General features: G+C 75.0%; 9 protein-coding genes and 1 pseudogene. All 10 read left to right on the forward strand.

What is annotated here, in order from left to right:
- Positions 1–12 precede the first annotated feature (12 nt).
- Positions 13–13,035 carry a type I polyketide synthase gene (locus ACIPSE_RS34470; protein WP_401670576.1) on the forward strand — a complete coding sequence of 4,341 codons (13,023 nt, stop codon included), beginning with the start codon at positions 13–15 and terminating at the stop codon, positions 13,033–13,035.
- 184 nt (positions 13,036–13,219) lie between these two features.
- Positions 13,220–19,315, forward strand: a pseudogene (locus ACIPSE_RS34475) (type I polyketide synthase); the annotation flags it as partial.
- 2 nt (positions 19,316–19,317) lie between these two features.
- Complete coding sequence (locus tag ACIPSE_RS34480; protein ID WP_401670579.1) at positions 19,318–20,106, forward strand: SDR family NAD(P)-dependent oxidoreductase; 789 nt, start codon at positions 19,318–19,320, stop codon at positions 20,104–20,106.
- 65 nt (positions 20,107–20,171) lie between these two features.
- A complete protein-coding gene (locus ACIPSE_RS34485) occupies positions 20,172–20,606 on the forward strand; it encodes an ester cyclase (RefSeq protein ID WP_401670582.1) in 435 nt (144 codons plus the stop codon).
- A 74-nt stretch (positions 20,607–20,680) separates the two neighbouring features.
- Positions 20,681–21,097: a nuclear transport factor 2 family protein gene (locus ACIPSE_RS34490; protein ID WP_401670584.1), complete on the forward strand. Its 417-nt coding sequence runs from the start codon at positions 20,681–20,683 to the stop codon at positions 21,095–21,097.
- Between the two features lie 173 nt (positions 21,098–21,270).
- Complete coding sequence (locus tag ACIPSE_RS34495) at positions 21,271–22,926, forward strand: ABC transporter substrate-binding protein (protein WP_401670587.1); 1,656 nt, start codon at positions 21,271–21,273, stop codon at positions 22,924–22,926.
- Complete coding sequence (locus ACIPSE_RS34500; protein ID WP_401670590.1) at positions 22,923–23,861, forward strand: ABC transporter permease; 939 nt, start codon at positions 22,923–22,925, stop codon at positions 23,859–23,861. Before ACIPSE_RS34495 ends, ACIPSE_RS34500 begins: the two co-directional genes overlap by 4 nt.
- A gap of 2 nt (positions 23,862–23,863) precedes the next feature.
- Entirely contained in the window at positions 23,864–24,727 is an 864-nt protein-coding gene (locus tag ACIPSE_RS34505; protein ID WP_401670593.1) for an ABC transporter permease, read from the forward strand.
- A complete protein-coding gene (locus ACIPSE_RS34510) occupies positions 24,724–26,532 on the forward strand; it encodes a dipeptide ABC transporter ATP-binding protein (protein ID WP_401670595.1) in 1,809 nt (602 codons plus the stop codon). Before ACIPSE_RS34505 ends, ACIPSE_RS34510 begins: the two co-directional genes overlap by 4 nt.
- A 28-nt stretch (positions 26,533–26,560) precedes the next feature.
- On the forward strand, positions 26,561–26,880 hold a 320-nt coding region (locus tag ACIPSE_RS34515; protein ID WP_401670597.1), incomplete at its 3' end, for a methylmalonyl-CoA mutase family protein.

Consider the following 26,880-nt stretch of genomic DNA (forward strand, 5'->3'; position numbering starts at 1 on the left):
GAGGCACCCCACATGACCACGCACGAGGCGAAGCTGCGCGACTACCTCAACCGCGTCGCCGGCGAACTGCACCGCACCCGGCAGCGGCTGGAGGAGGCGGAGGCCAAGGCCGCGGGCGGCCACGACGAACCGATCGCCCTCATCGGCATGGCCTGCCGGTTCCCCGGCGGCGCCGACACCCCCGACGCCCTGTGGCGGCTCGTCAGCGAGGAACACGACGTGATCGGCGCGTTCCCCGCCGACCGGGGCTGGGACCTGGACCACCTCTACGACCCCGACCCCGACGCGGCCGGCCGCACCTACGCCCGCGAGGGCGGATTCCTCTACGACGCCGGAGAGTTCGACGCCGCGTTCTTCGGCATCTCGCCGCGCGAGGCGCTGGCCGCCGACCCCCAGCAGCGGCTCCTGCTGGAGACGTCCTGGGAGGCTCTGGAGAACGCGGCCATCGACCCGGCCACCCTGCGCGGCAGCAAGACCGGCGTCTTCGCGGGTGTCATCGCCCAGGAGTACGGGCCGAGCCTGCACCACCGGCCCGCCGAGCAGACCGACGGCTACGTCCTGACCGGCAACACCACCAGCGTCGCCTCCGGCCGGATCGCCTTCACCCTCGGCCTGGAAGGACCGGCCGTCACCATCGACACCGCCTGCTCCTCCTCGCTGGTCGCGCTGCACCTGGCCGCCCAGTCCCTGCGACGCGGCGAGTGCGACCTCGCGCTCGCCGGCGGGGCGACCGTGATGGCGGCGCCCGGCATGTTCATCGAGTTCAGCAGGCAGCGCGGACTGGCGCCCGACGGCCGTTGCAAGCCGTTCGCCGCCGCCGCGGACGGCACCGGCTGGGGTGAGGGCGTCGGCGTGATCGCGCTGGCCAGGCTCTCCGACGCCCAGCGCCTGGGCCGGCCCGTGCTCGCCGTGCTGCGCGGCTCCGCGGTCAACCAGGACGGCCGCAGCAGCCAGCTCACCGCGCCCAACGGCCCGTCCCAGCAGCGCGTCATCCGTGACGCCCTCAAGGCCGCCGGACTCGGCCCCGGCGACGTCGACGCCGTCGAGGCGCACGGCACCGGCACCCGCCTCGGCGACCCGATCGAGGCCCAGGCCCTCATCGCCACCTACGGCAGGGGCCGCACCGCCGACCGGCCGCTGCTGCTCGGCTCCCTGAAGTCCAACATCGGCCACACCCAGGCCGCCGCGGGCGTCGCCGGCGTCATCAAGATGGTGCAGGCCATGCGGCACGGCGTCCTGCCCAAGTCGCTGCACGTGGACGAGCCGTCCCCGCACGTCGACTGGTCCGAGGGCACCGTCCGGCTGCTCACCGAGGCACACGAGTGGACGGCCCTGGACCGGCCGCGCCGCGCCGCGGTGTCCGCGTTCGGCGTCAGCGGCACCAACGCCCACGTCATCCTCGAAGCCCCGCCCGCGCCCGTGCCCGTCCCGGTCCCCGACACCGCCGACGAGGCGGCCCTGGCGACCGGCGTCCTGCCCTGGGTGATCTACGCCCGCACCCACGACGCCCTGCGCGCCCAGGCCGCCCGCCTCGCCGACCGCTTCGGGGCCACCGCCCAGGCGGCGGCAGCCGTGACGTCCGCGCCGGTCCCCGCCGACGTGGCCTACTCCCTGGCCACCACCCGTACCGCGTTCGACGAGCGGGCCGTCGTCCTGGCCGCCGACCCCGACGCGGCGCTGCGCGCCCTGGCCCGCGGCGAGGAACCCGCCGACGCCGTACGCGGCACCGTCGACGCCGAGGCCGCCGACGGCAAGCTCGTGTTCGTCTTCCCCGGCCAGGGCTCCCAGTGGCGCGGCATGGCCGCCGAACTCCTCGACACGGAACCGGTGTTCGCCGCGAAGATCGACGCATGCGCGGCGGCGTTCGCCCCCTACACGGACTGGTCCCTGACCGACGTCCTGCGCGGGGTCGAGGGCACCCCCGACCCCGACCGCACGGACGTCCTCCAGAGCGCCCTGTTCTCGGTGATGGTCGCCCTCGCGGACCTGTGGCGCTCCTACGGCGTCACCCCCGACGCCGTCGTCGGGCACAGCCAGGGCGAGGTCGCCGCCGCCCACGTGGCGGGCGGGCTCGGTCTGGAGGACGCCGCCCGGATCGTCGCCCTGCGCGCCCGCGCCCTGGAGAGCATCTCCGGCCGGGGCGGCATGGTCGCCGTCGCCCGCCCCGAGGCCGAGGTCGCCGCCCGGCTCGCCGAGCGCTGGCCGGGACGCCTGTCCATCGGCGTCGTCAACGGGCCGTCCGCCGTCGCCGTCTCCGGTGACCTGGACGCCCTGGAGGAACTGCGCGCCGCCTACGCGCAGGACGGGGTGCGCACCAGCGTCATCCCGATCGCCTACGCCTCGCACTCCCCGCAGACCGACGCCCTGCGCGAGCGGCTCCTCGACACCCTCGCCGACCTCGCTCCGCGCACCGGCACGGTCCCCCTGCTGTCCACGGTCACCGCCGACTGGCAGGACACCGCCGGGCTCGACGCCGCCTACTGGGCGGACAACCTGCGCCGCACCGTCCGCTTCGACGAGACCACCCGGCGCCTCGCCGACACCGGGCACACGGTCTTCGTCGAGGTCAGCCCGCACCCCGTCCTGACCGGCGCGATCCAGGAGACGCTGGAGAGCCGCGACGCGGCCACCCGCTCCATCGTCACCGGCACCCTCCGCCGCGACCAGGGCGGACGCGAACGCTGGCTGCGCTCGGCCGCCGAACTGCACACCCAGGGCGTCCCGGTCGACTGGACGGCGGCCTTCGGGCCCGCGCCGCGCCGCACGGACCTGCCCACCTACGCCTTCCAGCACGAGCGGTACTGGCTGGACGCCACCCGCTCGCCCGAACTCGCCGCCGCCGCGCCCGCCGCGGCCACCGACGACGCCTTCTGGGGCCTGGTCGACGACCGTGACCAGGACCGGCTGGCCGACGCCCTCGGCCTCACCGCCCCCGAACTCGCGCCGGTCCTGCCCGCGCTGACGTCCTGGCGGGAGAAGCAGCTCGCCGCGTCCGCCTTCGACCGCTGGCGGCACCGCGTGGTCTGGCGCCCGGTACGTTCGGCCCGCGCGGACGGCCGCCCCGGCGGCGACTGGCTCGTCGCCGTCCCCGACACCCACGTCGACGACCCGACCGTCCAAGGCCTGACCACCGCGCTGGAGACCGCCGGAGCCCACCCCGTGCTCGTCCTGGTCCCGGCCGACGCCGACCGCGCCACCCTGGCCGCGCTCCTCCCGGCCTCCGCCACCGCCGTGGTCTCGCTGCTCGGCCTCGCCGAGGGGCACATCGACGGCCGCACCGCCCTGCCGCGCTCGTACGCGCCCCAGGTCGCCCTCACCCAGGCCCTCGACGACGCCGGAGTACAGGCACCGCTGTGGTTCCTGACCCAGGGCGCGGTCTCCACCGGCCCCGGCGACCCCGTCACCGACCCCGAGCAGGCCCTGGTGTGGGGCTTCGGAGCGATCCTCGCCGCGGAGAACCCCGCTCGGGCCGGCGGCCTGGTCGACCTGCCCGCCGCCCCCGACACCCGGACCTGGAAGCGGGTCGTCGACCTGCTCGCCGACACCCGCCCCGACCGGGAGCGCGAGACCGCCGTCCGCGCCTCCGGGCTCCTCGCCCGCCGCCTCGTGCCCGCCGGACCCCTCCCGGCCGCCTCCGACGAGTGGCGCCCGACCGGCACCACCCTGATCACCGGCGGCTCCGGAGCCCTCGGCGGCCACCTCGCCCGCTGGCTCGCCGCCCGCGGCGCCGACCACCTCATCCTGGTCAGCCGCCGCGGCCTGGACGCCCCCGGCGCCACCGAACTCGCCACGGAACTCGCGGAGTCCGGCACCCGCGTCACCTTCGCCGCGGCCGACGTCGCCGACCGCGACCAGCTCGCCGCCGCCCTCGCGCTCACCCCGCCGGACCAGCCCCTGACCGCCGTCTTCCACACGGCCGCCGCCCTGCACGACGCCCTCATCGGCGAGCTGACCCCCGACCACCTCGACCTGGCCCTGCGCGCCAAGGCGGCCGGCGCCCGCACCCTGCACGAACTGACCCGGGACGCCGACCTGTCGGCATTCGTCCTGTTCTCCTCCGTCGCCGGACTGTGCGGCATCCCCGGCCAGGCCAACTACGCCCCCGGCAACGCCTACCTGGACGCGCTCGCCGACGAGCGCCGCGCTGCCGGACTGCCCGCCACCTCAGTGGCCTGGGGCCACTGGGCGGGCGACGGGATCGCCGCCGACGGAGCCGAGGAGGCCCTGCTGCGGCACGGCCTGGTCTCCCTGCCGCCGGACGGCGCCCTCACCGTCCTCGGCCAGATCCTCGACCGCGACGACCCCCACCTCGTGATCGCCGACGCCGACTGGCCCGCGTTCTTCCGCCGCCGCCCGCACCCCCTCGCCACCGAACTCCCCGGCGTCCAGGGCCCGTCCGGCGACACGACGGACACCGAGGTCCGCCCCGGCCGCTGGGCCGGACTCGGCGCGGCCGAACTGCGCCGCGAACTCCTCACCGTCGTACGGTCCCAGGCCGCCGCCGTCCAGGGCCACGCCACCCCCGACGTCATCGACCCCGCCCGCGCGTTCCGCGCCCACGGCTTCGACTCGCTGATGTCGGTCGAGCTGCGCAACCGGCTCACCGCCGCCACCGGCCGCCAACTGCCCGCCACCCTCGTCTACGACCACCCCACGCCCGCCGCCCTCGCCGACCGGCTCGCGGCCGAACTCTCCGACCAGGCGGCCGAGTCCGGTGCCACGGCTGCCGTGGTGAGCGCGCCGCTCGACGACGACCCGATCGTCGTCGTCGGCATGGCCTGCCGCTTCCCCGGCGGGGTGGCCTCGCCGGAGGACCTGTGGCGCCTGGTCGAGGACGGCACCGACGCCCTGACCGAGTTCCCCACCGACCGCGGCTGGGACCTGGACCGTCTCTACAGCGCCGACCCCGACCGGCCCGGCACCTCCTACTCCCGCCACGGCGGCTTCCTCGACTCCGTCGCCGACTTCGACCCGGAGTTCTTCGGCATCTCCGCACGCGAGGTCCCCGCCATCGACCCGCAGCAGCGCCTGCTCCTGGAGACCACCTGGGAACTGCTGGAGCGGGCGGGCATCGACCCGAACGGTCTGCGCGGCAGCCGCACCGGCGTCTTCGCCGGGATCTCCGGCCGCGACTACGCCGGCCGCGCCCAGGACGTGCCCGACGAACTGGAGGCCTACCTCGGCATCGGCAACGCCGGAAGCGTCGCCTCCGGACGCATCTCCTACACCTTCGGTTTCGAGGGTCCGGCCGTCACCGTCGACACCGCCTGCTCCTCCTCGCTGGTCGCCCTGCACCTGGCCGCGCAGTCGCTGCGCGCAGGGGAGGCCGACCTCGCGATCGCCGGCGGGGTGCTGGTGATGTCCACCCCGACGATCTTCGTCGAGTTCAGCCGCCAGCGCGCCATGTCCGCCGACGGCCGCTGCAAGGCGTACGCGGCGGGCGCCGACGGCACCGGCTGGGCCGAGGGCGTCGGGCTGCTCCTCGTCGAGCGGCTCTCCGACGCCCGGCGCAACGGCCACGAGGTCCTCGCCGTCGTCCGGGGCTCCGCGGTGAACCAGGACGGCGCCTCCAACGGCCTCACGGCGCCCAGCGGACCCTCCCAGCAGCGCGTCATCCGCCAGGCCCTGGCCGCGAGCGGACTCGGCCCCGCCGACGTCGACGCCGTCGAGGGCCACGGAACCGGCACCACCCTCGGCGACCCCATCGAGGCCCACGCGCTCATCGAGACGTACGGCAAGGACCGGCCCGCCGAACGGCCGCTGTGGATCGGCTCGGTGAAGTCGAACATCGGCCACACCCAGGCCGCCGCCGGCGCCGCCGGGGTCATCAAGATGATCCAGGCCATCCGCCACGGCATCCTGCCCAAGACCCTCCACGTGGACGAGCCGTCCCCGCACGTCGACTGGTCGTCGGGGGCGGTGGAGGTGCTCGCCGAGGCACAGGAATGGCCCTCGGTCGACCGGCCGCGCCGCGCCGCGGTCTCCGCGTTCGGCGTGAGCGGCACCAACGCCCACGTCATCCTCGAAGCCCCGCCCGCCGCACCCGCCGAGCCCGTGCCCGCGTACACCCCCGCCGAACTGCCGCTGCTGCTCTCCGCCCGCACCCCCGACGCCCTGCGCGCCCAGGCCGAACGCCTCACCGCGCACCTCGACAGCGGCACGCACACCGCCCTGGACACCGCCTACTCCCTCGCCGCCACCCGCGCGGCCCTGGAGGAACGCGCCGTGGTCGTCGGCGACCCGTCCGCCCTGCTGGCCCTCGCCGACGGCACCGCCTCACCCGCGCTGATCACCGGCACCGCGGCCCGGACCGGCGGCCTCGCCCTCCTGTTCACCGGACAGGGCAGCCAGCGGGCGGCCATGGGACGGGAGCTGTACGCCGCCCACCCCGCGTTCGCCGAGGCCTTCGACGAGGTCGCCGCGGCCCTCGACCCGCACCTGGAACGCCCTCTCGCCGACGTCATCGCCTCCGGCGACGGACTCGACGACACCACGTACACCCAGCCCGCGCTGTTCGCCGTCGAGGTCGCCCTGTTCCGCCTGTACGCCTCCTGGGGCGTACGCCCGGACTTCGTCGCGGGACACTCCGTCGGCGAGATCAGCGCCGCCCACGTCGCCGGTGTCCTCTCCCTGCCGGACGCGGCGGCCCTCGTCACCGCGCGGGCCCGCCTGATCGGCGCGCTGCCCTCCCGGGGCGCCATGGCCGCCGTGGAGGCGACCGAGGAGGAGGTCCGCGCCGAACTGGGCGACGGAGTCGACATCGCCGCCGTCAACGGCCCCCGCGCCGTCGTCGTCTCCGGTGACACCGAGCCCGTCCACGCGCTCGCCGCGGCCTTCGCCGAGCGAGGCCGCCGCACCCGGCACCTGACCGTCAGCCACGCCTTCCACTCCGCGCACATGGACGCCGCCCTCGACGACTTCCGCGCCGTCGTCTCCACCCTCACCCTCGACCGCCCGGACATCCCCGTGGTCTCCGCGCTCACAGGGCGCCTCGCCGCCGAAGGGGACCTGACCACCGCCGAGTTCTGGGTACGGCACATCCGCGCCACGGTCCGCTGGTCCGACGCGGTGAGCGCCCTCCACGCGGCCGGCGTCACCACCTACCTGGAACTCGGGCCGGACGGCACCCTGTCCGCCCTGATCGAGCAGACCGTCGGCGAGGACGCCGACGTGACCGCCGTCCCCGCGCTGCGCCGGGACCGGCCCGAGGCCGCGACCGCCCTCACCGCGCTCGCCCACGCCCATGTGCGGGGCCACCACGTCGACTGGGCCGCCTTCTTCACCGGCACCGGCGCCCGCCGCGTCGACCTGCCCACCTACGCCTTCCAGCGCCGCCGGTTCTGGCTGGAGCCCGGCCGCGGCGCCGACGCGGACGCCCTGGGCCTCGGCACCGTCGACCACCCCGTCCTCGCGGCGGCCGTCCCGCTGCCCGGCAGCGACGGCCTCGTCCTCAGCGGCTCGCTGTCGCCGCGCACCCACCCCTGGCTCACCGACCACGTCGTCCGGGGCACCGCCGTGCTGCCCGGTGCCGCCCTGGTCGAACTCGCCCTGACCGCCGGTGACGCGGTCGGCGCCGGCCACCTCGTCGAACTCGTCGTGGAGACCCCCTTCGCCCTGCCGTCCCAGGGCGCCGTGAAGGTTCAGGTGGCCGTCGAGGCACCCGACCCGGCGGGCGACCGCCCGGTGACCGTCCGCTCCCAGGCGCCCGGCGCCGACTGGGTGCGTCACGCCACCGGCATCCTCGGCACCGGACCACGCCCGGACGCCGGCCGTCTCGACGCGTGGCCGCCCACCGGAGCCGAACCCGTCCCCGTGGACGAGGTGTACGCGGCGCTCGCCGCGACCGGCCTGGAGTACGGGCCCGCCTTCCGCGGCGTGCGCGAGGCCTGGCGCGACGGCGACACCTACCTCGCCGAGGTCGTCCTGCCCGAGGAGCGGCGCGCCGAGGCGTCCCGCTTCGGCATCCACCCCGCGCTCCTGGACGCCGCCCTGCAACTCCCCGGCCTGCACGCCCCGTCCGAGGGCCCCACCCGCCTCCCGTTCGCCTACCGGGGCGTCGCCCTGCACGCCACCGACGCCACCGCCCTGCGGGTGAGGCTCACCGCCACCGCCGACGACACCTTCACCCTCCTGGCCACCGACCCGACCGGGGCACCCGTGGTGACGGTGGACACCCTCACCACCCGCCCCGTCCGGACCAGCACCGAGGGCCTGTACGCCCTCACCTGGCCGCTCCTCGCCCCGGGCCGGGAGGGCGCCGACACCACCGGCTCCGCCCGGTGGACCGAGGTCCGGCTCGGCGAGGCACCCGGCACCACCGGCACCCCCGAACGACTGCGCGCCGCCCTGGACCACGCCCTGACGACCGTGCAGGACCGGCTCGCCGACCCCGCCTCCGACCCGCTCGTCGCCGTCACCCACCACGCCGTCGCCGTCCACCCCGAGGAGACACCCGACCCCGTCGCCGCCGCCGTGTGGGGGCTGCTGCGCTCCGCGCAGACCGAGAACCCCGACCGGATCGTCCTCGTCGACACCGACGGCAGCCCCGAGTCCGCCGCCGCGCTCGCCGAGGCCGTGACGGGCGGGGAATCCCAGTTCGCCCTGCGCGCCGGTCAGGTCCACGTACCGCGGCTGACCCCGGCCGGTTCGGACGGCGCCCCCGTGCGGGACTGGAACCCCGACGGGACCGTCCTGATCACCGGCGGCACCGGCACCCTCGGCGCGCTCATCGCCCGCCACCTGGTCACCCGGCGCGGTGTCAGGCACCTGCTGCTCGCCTCCCGGGGCGGAGCGGACGCGCCCGGCGCCACCGCGCTGCGCGACGACCTCACCGCCGCGGGCGCCGAGGTCGCCTTCGCCACCATCGACACCTCCGACCGCGACGCCCTCGCCGCCGCGCTCGCCGCGATACCGGCCGCGCATCCGCTGACCGCCGTGGTGCACACCGCGGGCGTCGTCGACGACGGGATCACCACCGCCCTCACCGCCGACCGCCTCGACACGGTGCTGCGCCCGAAGGCGGACGGTGCCTGGCATCTGCACGAACTGACCGCGGACCTGCCGCTGGAGGCGTTCGTCCTGTACTCCTCGGTCGCCGGTGTCCTCGGCTCGCCGGGCCAGGGCTCCTACGCCGCCGCCAACACCTTCCTCGACGCGCTCGCCGCGCACCGCCGCGCCGAGGGCCTGCCCGCGCAGTCCCTGGCCTGGGGCCAGTGGGAGCAGGCCAGCGGCATCACCGGCCATCTCACCGCCGCGGACCTCGCCCGGCTCGTCCGGCTCGGCGTCCGGCCGCTGCGGGACGCCGAGGGCGCCGCCCTCTTCGACGCCGCCGAGGCGACGGGCGGCACCCTGCTGGTGCCCTCGCCGTTCGACCTCACCGCCCTCGCGAGCAGCGCCTCGGTCGCGCCCCCGCTGCGCGGACTGCTGCCCCGCGAGCACCGGCCGGTCCGCCGGGACACGGCCGCCCGCACCCGGGGAGCGGCGGCCGGAGGGCTCGCGCAACGGCTCGCCGCGCTGCCGGACGCCGCCGCACGCGAGGCGGCCCTCCTGGACCTGGTCCGGGCCGAGACCGCGACCGTCCTCGCCACCGCCCCCGCCTCCGTGGGCGTCCGCAAGTCGTTCACCGGCCTCGGGGTCGACTCCCTGACCGCGGTGGAGCTGCGCAACCGGCTCACCGCCGTCACCGGCGTCACCCTGTCCGCCGCGCTGGTCTTCGACCACCCGACCCCCGCCGACGTCGCCGTGCACCTGCGCGACCGGGTCCTCGGGGCCGGGCAGCCGGTGCCCGCGACCCAGGAGAAGGCCGCGGCGGCGGAGGACGACCCGGTCGTCATCGTCGGCATGGCCTGCCGGCTGCCCGGCGGCGTGGTCTCCCCGGACGACCTGTGGGACCTGGTCCGCGACGGCGTGGACGCGGTCGGCGAGTTCCCCGACGACCGCGGCTGGGACATCGACGCCCTCTACTCCGAGGACGCCGAACGCCCCGGCACCTCCTACACCCGCCACGGCGGATTCCTCGACCGGGCCGCCGACTTCGACGCCGCCTTCTTCGGGATCTCCCCCCGCGAGGCCCTCGCCACCGACCCCCAGCAGCGACTCCTCCTGGAGACTGCGTGGGAGGCGCTGGAGAGCGCGGGCGTCGACCCGCAGGCCCTGCGCGGCAGCCGGACCGGCGTGTTCGCCGGCGTGATGTACCACGACTACGCGCCCCGGGTCCGTGACGTGCCCGCCGAACTGGAGGGCTGGCTGAGCAACGGCACCGCCGGGAGCGTCGCCTCCGGACGCATCTCCTACACCTTCGGTTTCGAGGGCCCGGCCGTCACCGTCGACACCGCGTGCTCCTCCTCGCTGGTGGCCCTGCACCTGGCCGCGCAGTCGCTGCGTGCGGGGGAGTGCGACCTGGCTCTCGCGGGCGGTGTCGCCGTGATGTCGACGCCGACCACGTTCGTCGAGTTCAGCCGCCAGCGCGCCCTGTCCGCCGATGGCCGCTGCAAGGCGTACGCGGCGGGTGCCGACGGCACCGGCTGGGCCGAGGGTGTGGGCCTGCTCCTCGTCGAACGCCTCTCCGATGCCCGGCGCCTCGGACACGAGGTGCTCGCGGTCGTGCGCGGCTCCGCGGTGAACCAGGACGGGGCCTCCAACGGTCTGACCGCGCCCAGCGGACCGGCCCAGCAGCGCGTCATCCGCCAGGCCCTGGCCGCGAGCGGACTCGGTCCCGCCGACGTCGACGCCGTCGAGGGCCACGGCACCGGCACCACCCTCGGCGACCCCATCGAGGCGGAGGCACTGCTCGCCGTCTACGGACAGCGGTCCGACACCGCGCGGCCCCTGTGGCTGGGCTCCCTGAAGTCGAACATCGGGCACACCCAGGCCGCCGCCGGTGCCGCCGGGGTCATCAAGATGGTCCAGGCGATCCGCCACGGCATCCTGCCCAAGACCCTCCACGTGGACGAGCCGTCCCCGCACGTCGACTGGGCCTCGGGCGCCGTCGAACTCCTCACCGAGGCACAGGAATGGCCCGCGGCCGGCCGGCCGCGCCGCGCCGCGGTCTCCTCCTTCGGCGTGAGCGGCACCAACGCCCACGTCATCCTCGAAGCCCCGCCCGCCGCACCCGCCGTTCCCGAGCGCGGGGACACCCCCGCCGAACTGCCCTGGGTGCTCTCCGCCCGCGGCTCCACCGCGCTGCGCGGCCAGGCCGAACGGCTCGCCGCCCATCTCGACGGCACCGGACACGACCCGGTCGACGTCGCGCACTCCCTGGCCGTCACCCGTGCGGCCCTGGACGAGCGGGCCGTCGTGATCGGCGACCCCGGTCCGGCACTCGCCGCCCTCGCGGCCGGTGAGTCCGCACCGGGCCTGGTCCGTGGCCGCGCCGACACCGACGGCCGGACCGTGTTCGTCTTCCCCGGCCAGGGCTCCCAGTGGGCCGGCATGGCCGTCGAACTCCTCGACACCGCACCGGCGTTCGCCGACCGCATCGAGGAGTGCGCGCAGGCCCTCGCCCCCCACACCGACTGGAACCTGCTCGACGTGCTGCGCGGCACCGAGGGCGCACCCGGCCTCGACCGGGTCGACGTCGTCCAGCCCGTGCTGTGGGCGGTGATGGTGTCCCTCGCCGAGCTGTGGGCCTCCCTCGGGGTGCGCCCCGACGCGGTGGTCGGCCACAGCCAGGGCGAGATCGCCGCCGCCACCGTCGCCGGCGGCCTCACCCTGGACGACGGCGCCCGTGTCGTCGCCCTGCGCAGCCGCGCCCTGACCGCCCTGTCCGGGCGAGGTGGCATGGCGTCGGTCACCCTGCCCGCCGAGAAGGTCGCCGAACACATCGCCGAGCGCTGGCCCGAGCAGCTGTCGGTTGCCGTCGTCAACGGCCCCGGCTCGGTGGTCGTCTCCGGCGACACCGACGCCCTGGACGAACTCGTCGCCGCCTACCAGGCACAGGACGTCCGGGCCCGGCTCATCCGCGTCGACTACGCCTCGCACTGCGCCCACGTCGACGCGCTGCGCGACGAACTCCTCGACCTGCTCGGCCCGGTACGGCCCCGCACCGGCACCGTGCCGCTGCTGTCCACCGTGACCGGCGAGTGGCAGGACACCGCCGGGCTCGACGCCGCCTACTGGGTCGCCAACCTGCGGCGGACGGTCCGCTTCGAGGAGGCCACCCGCGCCCTCGCCGACACCGGGCACACCACGTTCGTCGAGATCAGCCCGCACCCGGTGCTCACCGTTCCGCTCCAGGAGACCCTGGAGTCCGCGGGCGTCGCCCGCACCACGGTCACCAGCGGCACCCTGCGCCGCGACGAGGGCGGCCTGCGCCGCTTCCTCACCTCGGCCGCCGAACTGTACGTGCGCGGCACGGCCGTCGACTGGGCGGAGGCCCTCGCGCCCGCCGCACCGCGCCGGGTCCAGCTGCCGACGTACGCCTTCCAGCGGCGGCGGTACTGGCTGGACGCGGAGGTCACCAACACCACGGTGGTCAGCGTGGCCGCCGCGGCCGATCCGCTGGCGGAGGAGGCCCAGGAGCCCGCCTGGACCCGGCGGCTCGCCGCGCTGCGGGGAGAGGAGCGGGTCGCGGCCCTCGCCGAACTGATCCGCGCCGAGGCCGCCGTCGTCCTCGGGCACACCGACGGCACCGCTGGCGTGGAGGCCGACCGTGCCTTCCGTGACCTCGGGTTCAGCTCCCTGTCCGCCGTCGAGCTCCGCAACCGGATCGGTGCGGCGGTCGGCCTGGACATCCCCGCCACCCTCGTCTTCGACTACCCGACCCCGGCCGACATCGCCACCCATCTGGCCGGACAGCTCCCGGTGGACGACGGGCACGCCCCCACGGTCGAGGCCTCGCTCGCCGCACTGGAGGAGGCGCTCACCACCGGCGCCGACCCGGACGGGGTCCTGGCCCGGTTGCTCTCGCTGGTCGGCCGCTTCGACGCGGGCGCACCGGCCGGCGGCGCCGTCGCCGACGGTCTGGACATCGACCTCGACTCGGCCAGCGACGAGGAGCTGTTCCGCCTCGTCGACGACAACGCCGGATCGCACTGAGCCGGATCGCACTGAGCCGGGTGGTGCCGGCCGGCGGGGGGAACCGCCGGCACCACCCTCCCGGCCCGCCCCTGCCGTCCGGCTCCGCCCTAGCCCCCTCCACCCCAGTCCACCGAGTTCCAGCAGACGGGAAGGTACGACCCCGATGGCCACCGAGCAGCAGCTCCGCGACTATCTGAAGCGCGCGCTCACCGACGTCAGGCAGGCCAACCAGCGGCTGAAGGACATCGAGGAGAGCCGACGCGAACCCATCGCCGTCATCGGCATGGCCTGCCGGCTGCCCGGCGGCATCGCCTCCCCCGAGGACCTGTGGGACCTCGTCCGCGACGGCGGGGACGCCATCAGCGAGTTCCCCGACGACCGGGGCTGGGACCTCGACGCCGTCTACGACCCCGACCCCGAACGCACCGGCACCTCCTACACCCGGCACGGTGGGTTCCTCGACACCGTCGGCGACTTCGACGCCGAGTTCTTCGGCATCTCCCCGCGCGAGGCCCTCGCCACCGACCCGCAGCACCGGCTGCTGCTGGAGTCCGCCTGGGAGGCCTTCGAACGTGCCGGGATCGACCCGCGCGCCCTCAAGGGAAGCCGCACCGCCGTCTTCGCGGGCATCGCGGGCGGCGACTACACCCCCCGCCACCTGGACGCGCCCGCCGAGCTGGAGGGATACCTCGGCATCGGCGGCCTGGACAGCGTCGCCTCCGGCCGGATCTCGTACACCTTCGGCTTCGAGGGCCCCGCGGTGACCGTGGACACCGCCTGCTCCTCCTCCCTGGTCGCCCTGCACCTCGCCGCCCAGTCGCTGCGCTCCGGCGAGTCGGACCTGGCGCTGGCCGGCGGCGTCAGCGTGATGTCCACCCCGCAGGCGTTCGTGGAGTTCGCCCGCCAGCGCGGGCTGTCCGCGGACGGCCGCTGCAAGGCCTTCGGCGCCGGGGCGGACGGCACCGGCTGGGCGGAGGGGGTGGCCCTGCTCCTCGTCGAGCGGTTGTCCGACGCCCGGCGGCTCGGCCACCCCGTGCTCGCCGTGCTGCGCGGCTCCGCCGTCAACCAGGACGGTGCCTCCAACGGCCTCACCGCACCCAACGGCCCGTCCCAGCAGCGGGTCATCCGGCAGGCCCTCGACGCCGCCGGGCTCCAGCCGTCGGACATCGACGCCGTCGAGGCGCACGGAACTGGGACCTCCCTGGGCGACCCCATCGAGGCGCAGGCCATCCTGGCGACGTACGGGCAGCAGCGCGACGCCGACCGGCCGCTGTGGCTGGGCTCCCTGAAGTCGAACATCGGCCACACCCAGGCCGCCGCCGGCGCCGCGGGCGTGATCAAGGTGATCCAGGCGATCCGGCACGGCGTCCTGCCCCGCACGCTTCACGCCGACGAGCCCACCCCGTTCGTCGACTGGAACGCGGGCGCCGTCCGGCTGCTGACCGAGCCGCGGCCCTGGCCCGACACCCCGGACGGCGCCGACGGCTCCGAGGACGCCCAGGACACCGCTCACCGTCCGCGCCGCGCCGGGGTCTCCGCGTTCGGCGCGAGCGGCACCAACGCCCACGTCATCATCGAGGCAGCGCCCTCCGTCGAACCGGTCGTCGAACCGGCCACCGAACGGGCTGCCGAACGGGCCGCCGAACCGGTCACCGTGGCCGGCGGGCCCCTCCCGTTCGTCCTCACCGCGCACACCCCCGACGCCCTGCGCGGCCAGGCCGCCCGGCTCGCCGACCATCTGACGCGCCATCCGGCCCGCCCCGTCGACACCGCCCTGTCCCTGCTCACCACCCGAGCCCCGCTCAAGGAACGCGCCGTGGTCGTCGCCGAGGAGCACGACGAACTCGTCGCCGCGCTGCGGGAGATCGCCGACCCCGCCGCCACCCCCGACACCGTCACGGCGGGCGGCGGCACCCTCGCCGTCCTGTTCACCGGCCAGGGGAGTCAACGCGCGGGCATGGGAAGGCAGTTGTACGCCACCTACCCGGCCTTCGCGGACGCCTACGACGCCGTTGCCGCCGCCCTGGACCCGCAGCTGGAGCGGCCCATCGCCGAGGTGACCGCCACCGGCACCCGGCTGGACGACACCGAGTACACCCAGCCCGCCCTCTTCGCCCTCGAAGTGGCCCTGTTCCGGCTCTACGAGTCCTGGGGCATACGCCCCGACCATGTCGCCGGGCACTCCATCGGCGAGCTGGCCGCAGCCCACGTCGCCGGAGTGCTCGAACTCCCGGACGCAGCCGCGCTCGTCGCCGCCCGCGCCCGGCTGATGCAGCAACTCCCCGGCGGCGGAGCCATGGTGGCCGTCTCCGCCACCGAGGAAGAGGTGCGCGCCGAACTCGCCCACCTCACCGGCCAGGTGGACATCGCCGCCGTCAACGGCCCCACCTCCGTGGTCATCTCGGGCGACACCGCCCCGGCCCTCGCCGTCGCCGCCCGCTTCGCCAACCAGGGCCGGCGCACCCGCCGACTCACGGTCAGCCACGCCTTCCACTCCCCGCACATGGACGACATGCTCACCGACTTCGCGCGGGTGGCGAAGGGCCTCACCTACCACCCGCCGCGCATCCCGGTCATCTCGGACACGACCGGCCGCGTCGCCACCACCGAGGAGATCACCAGCGCCGAGTACTGGGTCGGCCACGTCCGAGGAGCCGTCCGCTTCGCCGACGTCGTCCGCACCCTGGACTCCCTCGGCACGGGCACCTACCTCGAACTCGGCCCGGACAGCACCCTCACCACCCTCGTCCGCGGCACCCTCCCGGACGCGTTCGCGCTGCCCGCGCTGCGCCGCGACCACGACGAGGCGCGGACCACGATCGCCGCGCTCGGGCAGCTGCACGGCCGGGGCCGCCCCGTCGACTGGCCCGTCCTCTTCGCCGGCCGGGACGCCCACCGCACCGACCTGCCCACCTACGCCTTCCAGCACCGCCGCTACTGGCTGGAACCCGGTACGGGCGGCCGGCCCACCGGCCTGGGCCTGGAGCCGGTCGCCCACCCGCTGCTCGCCGCCGCCGTCCCCCTGCCCGACACCGACGCCGTCCTGCTCACCGGCAGCCTGTCGCTGCGCACCCACCCCTGGCTCTCCGGGCACGCCGTCCAGGGCACCGTCATCGTCCCCGGCACCGCGCTCCTCGAACTCGCCCGCCGGGCGGGGCAGGAGACCGGCACCGAGACCGTCGCCGAACTCGTCGTCGAGGCACCGCTGGTGCTCCCGGCGCACGGCGCCGTACGCCTCCAGGTCGAGGTCGGCGCGGCAGCGGCGGACGGCGCCCGCGAGGCCGTCATCCGCTCCCTGGCACCGGGAGCCGACTGGACCCGGCACGCCACCGCGACCCTCGCCGCCCAGGCACCCGGCACCCCCGCCGACCTCACCGCGTGGCCGCCGCCCGGCGCCGCCCCGCTCCCGGTGGACGGCGTCTACGCCGAACTGGCCGCTTCCGGCCTGGAGTACGGCCCGGCGTTCCGCGGGCTGCGTGCCGCCTGGAAGGACGGCGACACCTTCTACGCGGAGGTCGAACTGCCCGAGCCGCAGCACGCCGACGCCGCTCGGTTCGGCCTCCACCCGGCACTGCTGGACGCCGCCGTGCACCTCACCGCGTACGACGACCTGACCGCCGTGCCGGAGGGCTTCAGCAGGCTGCCCTTCGCCTACTCGGACGTCCAGCTGCACGCGGACGGCGCGACCGCCCTGCGGGTCCGCCTCTCCCGCACCGGCCCCGACACCCTCGCCGCCGACCTCGCCGACGGGTCCGGCGCCCCTGTCGCCACCGTCGGCGCGCTGCACGCCCGGCTGGTCTCCGCCGCCCAGCTCGCCGCCGCCCGCAGTGCCCACCCGGACTCCCTGTTCCACGAGGTGTGGCGGGAACTGCCCGTCACCGCCGCCGCACCGGTGCCCGCACCGGAGGTCGTGGACCTGCCGGTCGCGGACGGCGGTGACACACCCGCCCGGCTGCGCACCGCGCTGGCCGCCGCACTGGACACGCTGCGCGAGCGGGAGCAGGCCCCCGGACCGCTGGCGGTCGTGGTGCGCGGCGCCCGGTCCGTGCGCGACACGGACCGGATCGACCCGGTCGCCGCAGCCGTATGGGGGCTGCTGCGCTCCGCGCAGGCGGAACAGCCCGACCGGTTCCTGCTGGTCGACACCGATTCCGCCGTCCCGGAGCAGGCCCTGACCGCGGCCCTCGCCGCCGGTGAGACCCAACTCGCCCTGCGCGACGGCACCGCCTACGTCCCCCGCCTCGACCGCGTGACCGAGAGCGGGTCAGAGGACGAGGCCGGAACCGTCTGGAACCCCGAGGGCACCGTCCTCATCACCGGCGGCACCGGCACCCTGGGCGGCGCGCTCGCCCGCCACCTGGTCACCCGGCACGGCGTCCGCCACCTCCTGCTGCTCTCCCGGGCCGGACAACACGCCGAAGGGGTGGCCGAGCTGACGGCCGCCCTCACCGCGGAGGGCGCCGAGGTCACCGTGGCCGCCGCCGACACCGGGGACCGCGAAGCCCTCGCGGCGGTCATCGCCGGCATCGACCCCGCCCACCCGCTGACCGCCGTGGCGCACACCGCGGGCGTCGTCGACGACGCACTCGTCGGCGACCTCACCCCCGAGCGCCTCGACACCGTGCTGCGCCCCAAGGCGGACGGCGCCTGGCATCTGCACGAACTGACCGCGGACCTCCCGCTCGACGCCTTCGTGCTGTACTCGTCGGTCGCCGCCCTGTTCGGCGGCCCCGGCCAGGGCTCCTACGCCGCCGCCAACACCTTCCTTGACGCGCTCGCCGCCCACCGACGGGCCCAGGGACTGCCCGCCCACTCCCTGGCCTGGGGCCAGTGGGAACAGCCCAGCGGCATCACCGGCCACCTCACCGACGCCGACCTGGCCCGAGCCCGCCGCGCCGGCCTGCGCCTCATCCCCACCGACCGGGGCACCGAACTCCTCGACCGCGCCCTCGGCCTGTCGGCCGCCCACCTCGTGCCCGCGCCCCTGGACCTGCGGGCACTGGGCGCGGCCCAGCCGGTCCCCGCGCTGCTGCGGGGCCTGGTGCGCCCCGCACGCCGCACCGCCCGCTCCGGCGCCGAGGGACCCACCCTCGCCGCGCGGATCGCCGGCCACGAGGGCGATGCACGCCGTGCGATCCTCGTCGACCTCGTCCGGGAGGAGGCCGCCGCCGTCCTGTCGGCCCGGCCCGACGGGGTCACCGCGGGAGCGCACTTCAACGACCTGGGACTGGACTCCCTGGCCGCCGTGGAACTGCGCAACCGCCTCACGGCCGTCTCCGGACTGCGGCTGTCCGCCACCGTCACCTTCGACCACCCCACCCCCGCCGACCTGGCCGCCCACGTCGACGACCTGCTCGGCACGGCCCCCGAGCAGCAGACCACCGCCGCGCCCGCGCCCCGCGAGGACGCCGACGACCCGCTGTCCGCCCTGTACCGGCGGTTCGCCGCCGAGGGGAAGTTCCTCGACGCCTCCGCGCTCATCGGCGTCGCGTCCGCACTGCGCCACCGGTTCACCGCCGAGGAACGCGACCGCCACCGCCCGGTGCCGCTGCACCTGGCCCAGGGCGACGGCGAGACGGCACTGGTCTGCTTCCCCGCGCTCAGCGCGATCTCCGGACCCCACGAATACGCCCGCTTCGCCCGGGAGTTCCAGGGCGAACGCGACCTGTTCGTGCTGCCCTCACCCGGCTGGAACCCCGACGACCCGCTGCCCGACAGCCTCGACACGTTCCTCGCCCTGCACGCCGAGACGGTCCGCGAGACCGTCGGCGAGGACCGGCCGTACGTCATCCTCGGCCGCTCCATGGGCGGCTGCCTCGCCAACGCCGTCGCCGCCCGCCTGGAAGCGGAGGGACGCGGCCCCACCGGGCTCGTCCTCGTCGACGCCTACCCCATCGACAGCGCCCTGCGCGAGGGCATGGGGGACTGGTGGATGACCGCCATGCTCACCGGCATGGTCGACCGCATCGAGGCGTACGACATGGTCTGGAGCGACGCCAGCCTCACCGCGATGGGCGGCTACAACAACCTCTTCGCGCCCTGGCAGCCCGAGGCCCTGACCGCGCCCACCCTCGCCCTGCGCGCCGACACCCCGCTCAGGCACACCGTCATCGACCCGACCGGACGGCACGACTGGCGTGCCTACTGGCCGGTGCCCCACGAGACCGAGGACATCCCCGGCGACCACTTCACCCTCCTGGAGGACCACACACCCACCACCGCGGCCGCCGTACGGCGCCACCTGCACACGCTCGACCTGGAACACCGCACCAAGACCACCACCCTGAAGGGGAACTGACGATGACGTCCGACAGCACAACCGGGGCACCGGTAGCCCTGGTCACCGGCGCCGCCTCCGGCATCGGAGCGGCCACCGCCCGACTGTTCGCCGAACGGGGGCACCGGGTGGTCGCCGTGGATGTGGACAAGGCGGGCCTCGTCGCACTGGAGGACCTGGAGGGCGTGGCCACCCTCCTCGGCGACGTCGCCGAGGAGTCCACCAACACCGCCGCGGTACGCCTCGCCCTCGACCGCTTCGGGCGCCTCGACGCGGCGGTGCTCAACGCGGGCATCGGCGGCGCCGGGCCGCTGGAGTCACCCGGCGCGATCGACCGCTTCGACCGCCTCTTCGCCGTCAACGTCCGCTCCGTCGCGCTCGGCATCCGCGCGGCGGTACCCGCCCTGCGCGCGGCCGGCGGCGGCTCCGTCGTCGCCACCTCGTCCGTGTCAGGGCTGCGCGGCGATCCCGGCACCTGGGGCTACAACGCCACCAAGGCAGCCGTCATCAACCTGGTGCGCGCCACCGCCGTCGACTACGCCGCCGAGAACATCCGGATCAACGCCATCGCACCCGGCGGCACCGACACCGCGCTCACCGCCGCACAGATCGCCGACCCGGACTTCTCGGCGCTCATCACCGGCAGGATCCCCGCCCACCGCTGGGCCGACCCGCGGGAACAGGCCGAGGTCATCTGGTTCCTGACCTCACCGGCCGCCTCCTACGTCACCGGGGTGACCGTCCCCGTCGACGGCGGACTCAGCGCCAACGGAGGCATCCTGCCCCCGCCGCCGGGCCGCGCCACCAGGTGAGCCGCACCCACCCCCGTACCCCCGTGGACCACCCGCACCCCAACCCGCAGAGAACAGGATCAGAGATGAGCAGCAGCGAGCACGGCATCGAGGCCAACAAGGCGGTCGCCCGGCGCTACTTCGAGGAGTTCGTCAACGACCGCAGACTCGACGTCCTGGAGGAGATCGTCGCCACGGACGCCGCCGACGAGACCCGTGTCGGCACCGGCGGCAGCGGTACCCGCGAGGACTTCCGCGAGCACGCCCAGTGGGTGTGGGAGAACGTCAAGGACCTGCGCGTCGCCGTCACCGACCTCGTCGCAGAGGGCGACAGGGTGATCGTCTTCTGGACGATCGAGGGCATCCACGCCGGGAACATCTTCGGTGTCCCCGCCACCGGGAAACCCTTCACCGGCCGCAGCATCAGCACCCTGACCGTCCGCGACGGCCAGGTCGTGCGCTACACCGTCCTGCCCGACCGGCTCGGCATCATCCAGCAACTCGTCGACAGCCACCTGTGATCCGCACCGCCGCCCGGCGTCGACCCCCGCGCGGGGCTCGCCGCCGGGCGGCGGCATTCCCCGAGGAGCCCCGCATGTCCCTGCCCGCCGCCCTCACCCCCGCCGACATCGAGGAACTGCGCCACCTGCTGGCCCGGTTCGCGCACGTCTTCGACAACGGCGACACCGCGGCCCTGGAGGAGGTGTTCACCGAGGACGGCGTGATCGTCCTGGCCGGACCCGGCCGCGAGTTCCAAGGACTCGCCGCCATCAGGGAGTTCAACACCTCCCTCGGGGAGCGGTCACCCGACCACCACACCCTGGACACCGTCTTCCGCGTCGACCCGCAGGACCCGCACGGCACGGTCCGCGCCCACAGCCGCTACCTCGCCGTCCTGCCCGACGGCAGCGTCCACAACGGCGACTACCTCGACGTCCTCGTCCGCACCCCCAAGGGCTGGCGGATCGCGCACCGCCGCTCCGTGCCCCGCTACCCCGTACGGGTCCGCTAGGGGTTCGGTAGGGGCGTGCGGACCGGGCCGCCACGGCTACGTTCGTCGACATCCCCCCTCGCGTCACCCCGCGTCACCCCGTGTCACCGCGCGCCCGCCGCGCGACCCCCACGCCGTCACAGCGAGCCGGCAGTCCGCCGCGCGTTCCTTCCGCGACCCACCGGAGTTCCCTCATGCCCCTCGACCGCTCCCGAGCACTGGTCCTCACCGCCGTCGGCTCGCTCTTCCTCGCCGCCTGCTCCTCGGCCGCCGACACCGGCGACGCGAAGGACACGGCGGCCTCCGCCAAGCCGGTGAGCGGCGGCTCGCTCACCTACGCCGTGGACACCGAGCCGGTCTCCTTCGACATCCACGCCAGCCCGCAGGACATCACCGGCAACATCCAGCGCAACGTCTTCGACTCGCTCGTGTACCAGGACGCCAAGGGCACCTTCCACCCCTGGCTCGCCAAGAAGTGGACCGTCTCGGACGACCTGAAGACGTTCACCTTCGACCTGCGCGACGACGTCACCTTCCACGACGGCACGGCCTTCGACGCGGCGGCCGTCAAGGCCAACTTCGACCGCATCGCCGACCCGGCCACCAAGTCCCAGTACGCCTCCAGCCTCCTGGGCCCCTACAAGGGGACCACGGTCGTCGACGCCCACACCGTCAAGGTCACCTTCACCTCCCCGGTGGCCTCCTTCCTCCAGGCCGCCAGCACCCCCTACCTCGGCTTCTACTCGCCCGCCGCCATCAAGAAATACGGCGGCAAGCTCAGCGCCGGCGGAGCCGCCGACGTCGGCACCGGCCCCTTCGAGTTCACTGCCTACACCAAGGGCCAGAGCGTCACCCTCACCCGCAACGCCGACTACAAGTGGGCCCCGGACACCGCCTCCCACCAGGGCGCCGCATACCTCCAGACGCTCACCGTCCGCTTCCTCAGCCAGGACGCCACCCGCGTCGGCGCGCTCACCAGCGGCCAGGTCCAGGTCGCCGACCCCATCCCGCCCGCCGACGTGAAGACCCTGAAGGCCAACGCCGCCCTCCAGTCCCTCACCACCGACGCACCCGGAGCCAACTACGCCCTGGTCCTCAACACCACCCAGAAGCCCCTCGACGACATCAACGTCCGCCGCGCCATCCAGGCCGGCATCGACATCGACACCGCCGTCAAGAGCGTCTACTTCGGCGTCTACAAGCGGGCCTGGAGCCCGATCAGCCCCACCACCCCCTACTACGACAAGTCCACCGAGAACTCCTGGGGTTACGACCCCGACAAGGCAGACAGCTACCTCGACGAGGCCGGCTGGACCACCCGTGACGCGGACGGCTACCGCACCAAGAACGGCAAGCGCCTCAGCATCGAATGGCCGCTCATGCCGCAGCAGTACATCCGCGAACAGCGCGACACCCTCGGGCAGGCCATCCAGGCCGACCTGAAGAAGATCGGCATCGAGATCAAGCGCCCCCGCCTCGACATCGGCACCTACATCGAGAAGGTCTACGGCGGCAAGGAAGGCATCGCCGACTACAGCTGGGCCCGCTTCGACCCGGACGTGCTGCGCCTGTACTTCAACAGCGCCAGCTCCCCGCTCAAGGGCGGCCAGAACGCGACCTTCTACAAGGACGCCGACCTCGACAAGTGGACCGAGGACGCCCAGACCACCCTCGACGGACCCACCCGGGCGAACCTGTACGCCCGGACCCAGCAGAAGGTCATCGACCTCGCCACCGAGATCCCGCTGTACGTCCGCACCGCGACGGTCGGCGCCTCCGCCAAGGTCCACGGACTGAAGACCGACCCGAACACCTGGGTGAACTTCTACGACGCCTGGCTCGCCAAGTGAGCCCGACCCGCCTGCTGCGCGCGGTCGCGGGGCGCCTGGCAGCCGCACTCGCCGTGCTGCTGGGCGCCGCCACCCTCGCCTTCCTCACCCTCCAGCTCATCCCCGGCGACCCCGTGTCGGTGATGCTGGGGCCCGGGACGGCGGCCACCCCCGAGGTACGGGAGGAGATCACCCGCACCTACGGACTGGACCGGCCCGTGGCCGAGCAGTACCTCCACTACCTGGGCCGGCTGCTCGGCGGCGACCTCGGCGAGTCGTACCAACTCCAGCGCCCCGTCGCCGGACTCATCGGCGAACAACTGTGGCCCACCGTCCAACTCGCCCTGTTCGCCCTGCTGCTGGCCGTCACCGGTGCCGTCGCCCTCGCGGTGGCGACGGCCGGCCGCAACCGCGCGCTGCGCGCCCTCGCTTCCTTCGCCGAACTCCTCGCCGTCTCCACCCCCGCGTACTGGACCGGGATCCTGCTGCTCACGGCGTTCTCCTTCCGCCTCCAGCTGTTCCCCGTCGCGGGCGCCCAGGACTTCGCCTCCCTGGTCCTGCCCGCCGTCACCCTCGCGCTGTCCCTGGCCGGAGTCCTCGCCCAGGTCCTGCGCGAGGGCCTGGAGACCGCGCTGGGCCAGCCGTTCGCGGTGACCGCCCGCTCCCGGGGCCTCAGCCTCACCGCCGTACGACTGCGGCACGCGCTGCGGCACGCGGCGGTACCGCTGGTCACCCTCACCGGCTGGCTCACCGGATCGCTCCTCGGCGGCGCCGTCCTCGTCGAGACGGTGTTCGGGCGGCCCGGCATCGGCGCCCTCACCCTCCAGGCCGCCACCAACAAGGACATCCCGCTGGTCATCGGACTCGTCCTGCTGTCCGCGTCCGTGTTCGTCGTGCTGTCCCTCGCCATCGACCTGCTCTACCTCGTCATCGACCCCCGGCTCAGGACCCGCTGACCATGACCTCGACCACCGCCGCCCTCACCACCGCCGTCCGCCGCGTCCGCGCGCCCCGCCTCCCGCGGCCCGCGCCCCTGCTGGCCGGCACGGCCCTGCTCCTCATCGCGCTCGTCGCGGCCTTCCCGTCCCTGTTCACATCGGCCTCACCCATCGAGATCGACCCCGCGCACGCCCTGGCCGCCCCCGGGCCCGGCCACTGGTTCGGCACCGACCAACTGGGCCGGGACATCCTGACCCGGGTCCTGTACGGCGCCCGCGACTCCGTCCTGCTGGGTGTCGGATCCACCGCCCTCGCCATCCTCGGCGGCGCCCTCCTCGGCCTGGCCGCGGCCCTCGGCGGCCGATGGGCCGACCACGCCCTGACCCGGTTCGCCGACATCCTGCTCGCCCTGCCGCCGATCCTGCTCGCCCTGCTCACCGTCACCGTCCTCGGACCCGGCTCCGTCAACGTCACGATCGCCATCGCCGTGGCCTTCTCACCCGGCTACGCGAGGATCGTGCGCGCCGAGACCCTCGTCGTGCGCCGCGCCGGATACGTCGAGTCCGCGACCGTCCTCGGCCTGCCCCGCCCGCTGCTGGTCCTGCGGCACATCGTGCCCAACGCCCTCGGACCGATGCTGGTCCTCGCCACCGTCGGCTTCGGCTCCGCCCTGATCGCCGCCTCCGGCCTCAGCTTCCTCGGCCTCGGCCCGCAACCACCCTCACCCGAATGGGGAACCATGCTGTCCGAAGGCCGCAACTTCCTCGCCACCGCCTGGTGGATCGGGGTCTTCCCCGGCGCGGCCATCACCGTCACCGCCCTCGCCGTCAACGTCGTGGGCCGCCGCGCGCAGGCCCGCTTCACCCGGAGGACCGACGGATGAGTCTGCTCGACATCGACGGACTCGACGTCTCCTTCGGCCCCTTGCGCGCCGTACGGGACGTCTCCCTCACCCTCGACCGCGGCGAATGCCTCGCCCTGGTGGGCGAGTCGGGCTCCGGCAAGAGCGTCACCGCGCGCACCCTGGCCGGCCTCGCGGGCCGGGGAGCGGCCGTCACCGCCCGCCGCCTCGACTTCGACGGCACCGACCTGCTCACCCTGAAAGAACCCGGCTGGAGGTCCGTCCGGGGCCGCCGTATCGGCCTGGTCCTCCAGGACGCCCTGTCCTCCCTCGACCCGCTGCGCCGCGTCGGCGCCGAGATCGCCGAACCCCTGCGCACCCACCGGCTGCTGCCCCGACCCGAACTCCGCCCCCGCGTCCTGTCGCTGCTGGACGACGTGGGCGTGCCGGAAGCCGCCCGCCGCTCCCGCCAGTACCCCCACGAACTGTCCGGCGGGCTGCGCCAGCGCGCCCTCATCGCCTCCGCCGTCGCCGCGGGCCCCGATCTCCTGATCGCCGACGAGCCCACCACCGCGCTCGACGTCACCGTGCAGGCCCAAGTGCTCGCCCTGCTGAACAAGCTGCGCGGCGACGGCACCGCCCTGCTGCTCATCAGCCACGACTTGTCGGTCGTCGCGGGCATAGCCGACCGGGTCGCGGTCATGTACGGAGGCCGGATCGTCGAACAGGGGCCGGTGGGCCAGGTGCTGTCCGACCCACGGCACCCCTACACCCGCGCCCTCCTCGACGCGGTCCCCGCCACCCACGCCAAGGGCACCCGGCTCTCCACGCCCCTGCCGCCCCGCACCCCCGCCGGCCCCGACGGCTGCGCCTACGCCACCCGCTGCGCCCGGGCCGACGACACCTGCCGCGCCGCCCTCCCCGAACGCGACACGGACGGCAGCCTCTGCCACCACCCGCTCACCGGCCCGACCCCGCTGCCCGCCCCCACGACGCCCGCCGTCGCCGCACCCCGCGCCGCCACCGCCCCGCACCCCGGCGTGGCAGGGCGGCCCCTCATCGAGGCCGAGCACCTCACCAAGACCTACCGCGCCCCCGACGGCAGCACCTATCACGCCGTCCATGACGTCTCTCTCACCCTCGACCGGGGCGAGACCCTCGGCATCGTCGGAGAATCCGGTTCCGGCAAGACCACGGTCGCCCGCATCCTGCTCGGCCTCACCGAGCCCGACGAGGGCACCGTCCACTTCGACGGCACCCCCTGGACCCGGGTCCCCGAACGCGCCCGCCGCCCCCTGCGCCGCCGCGTGCAGGCGGTCCAGCAGGACCCCCTGGGCTCCTTCGACCCCCGTTACGACGTGGAACGGGTCATCGGCGAGGCGGTGGCCCTCACCGGCGACCGCGGCACCCGGGACCGCCGAGCCCGCGTCACCGCCCTGCTCGACCAGGTGGGCCTGCCCGCCTCGGTCCTGCACCGGCGCACCCGCGACCTCTCCGGTGGCCAGCGCCAGCGCGTCGCCATCGCCCGCGCCCTGGCCCCCGCACCCGACCTCGTCGTCTGCGACGAACCGGTCTCCGCGCTCGACGTCTCCGTCCAGGCCCAGATCCTCGACCTGCTGGACGACCTCCGCGCCGAGACCGGCGTCGCCCTGCTCTTCATCTCCCACGACCTCGGCGTGGTGCACCACATCAGCGACCGCGTGCTCGTCATGCACCACGGCCGGGTCGTCGAGTCCGGCGACGTCCGCAGCGTCTTCCACCAACCCGCCGACCCCTACACCCGCCAGCTCCTCGCCGCAGTACCCGGAGGCGACTTCGCCCCGGCCCCGGCTCCGGTCCGCAACTGACCGGGCTCCACCCACCAGGGAGTCATCCGTGCCCACCGCACCGCCCGACACCCCACTGCCCCTGGCCGCCGAGTTCCCGGTCGCGACCCACACCCAGTGGCGGCGCCTGGCAGCAGGCGTGCTGCGGGCGAAGGGACGGCACGTCACCGACGACACAGCCGAGGACGCCCTGTCCACCGCGCTGGAGGACGGGCTGCGCACCCGGCCTCTGTACACCGCGGACGATGCCGCGCCCGAGCCCGGTCTGCCCGGCTTCGCCCCGTTCGTGCGGGGTGGCAGGGCGGAGGGGAGCACGGTCGGCGGCTGGGACGTGCGCCAGCGGCACCAGGTGGCGGACCGGGACGCGGT

This window comes from Streptomyces sp. NPDC090106 (assembly GCF_044747265.1).
GTDB lineage: Bacteria > Actinomycetota > Actinomycetes > Streptomycetales > Streptomycetaceae > Streptomyces.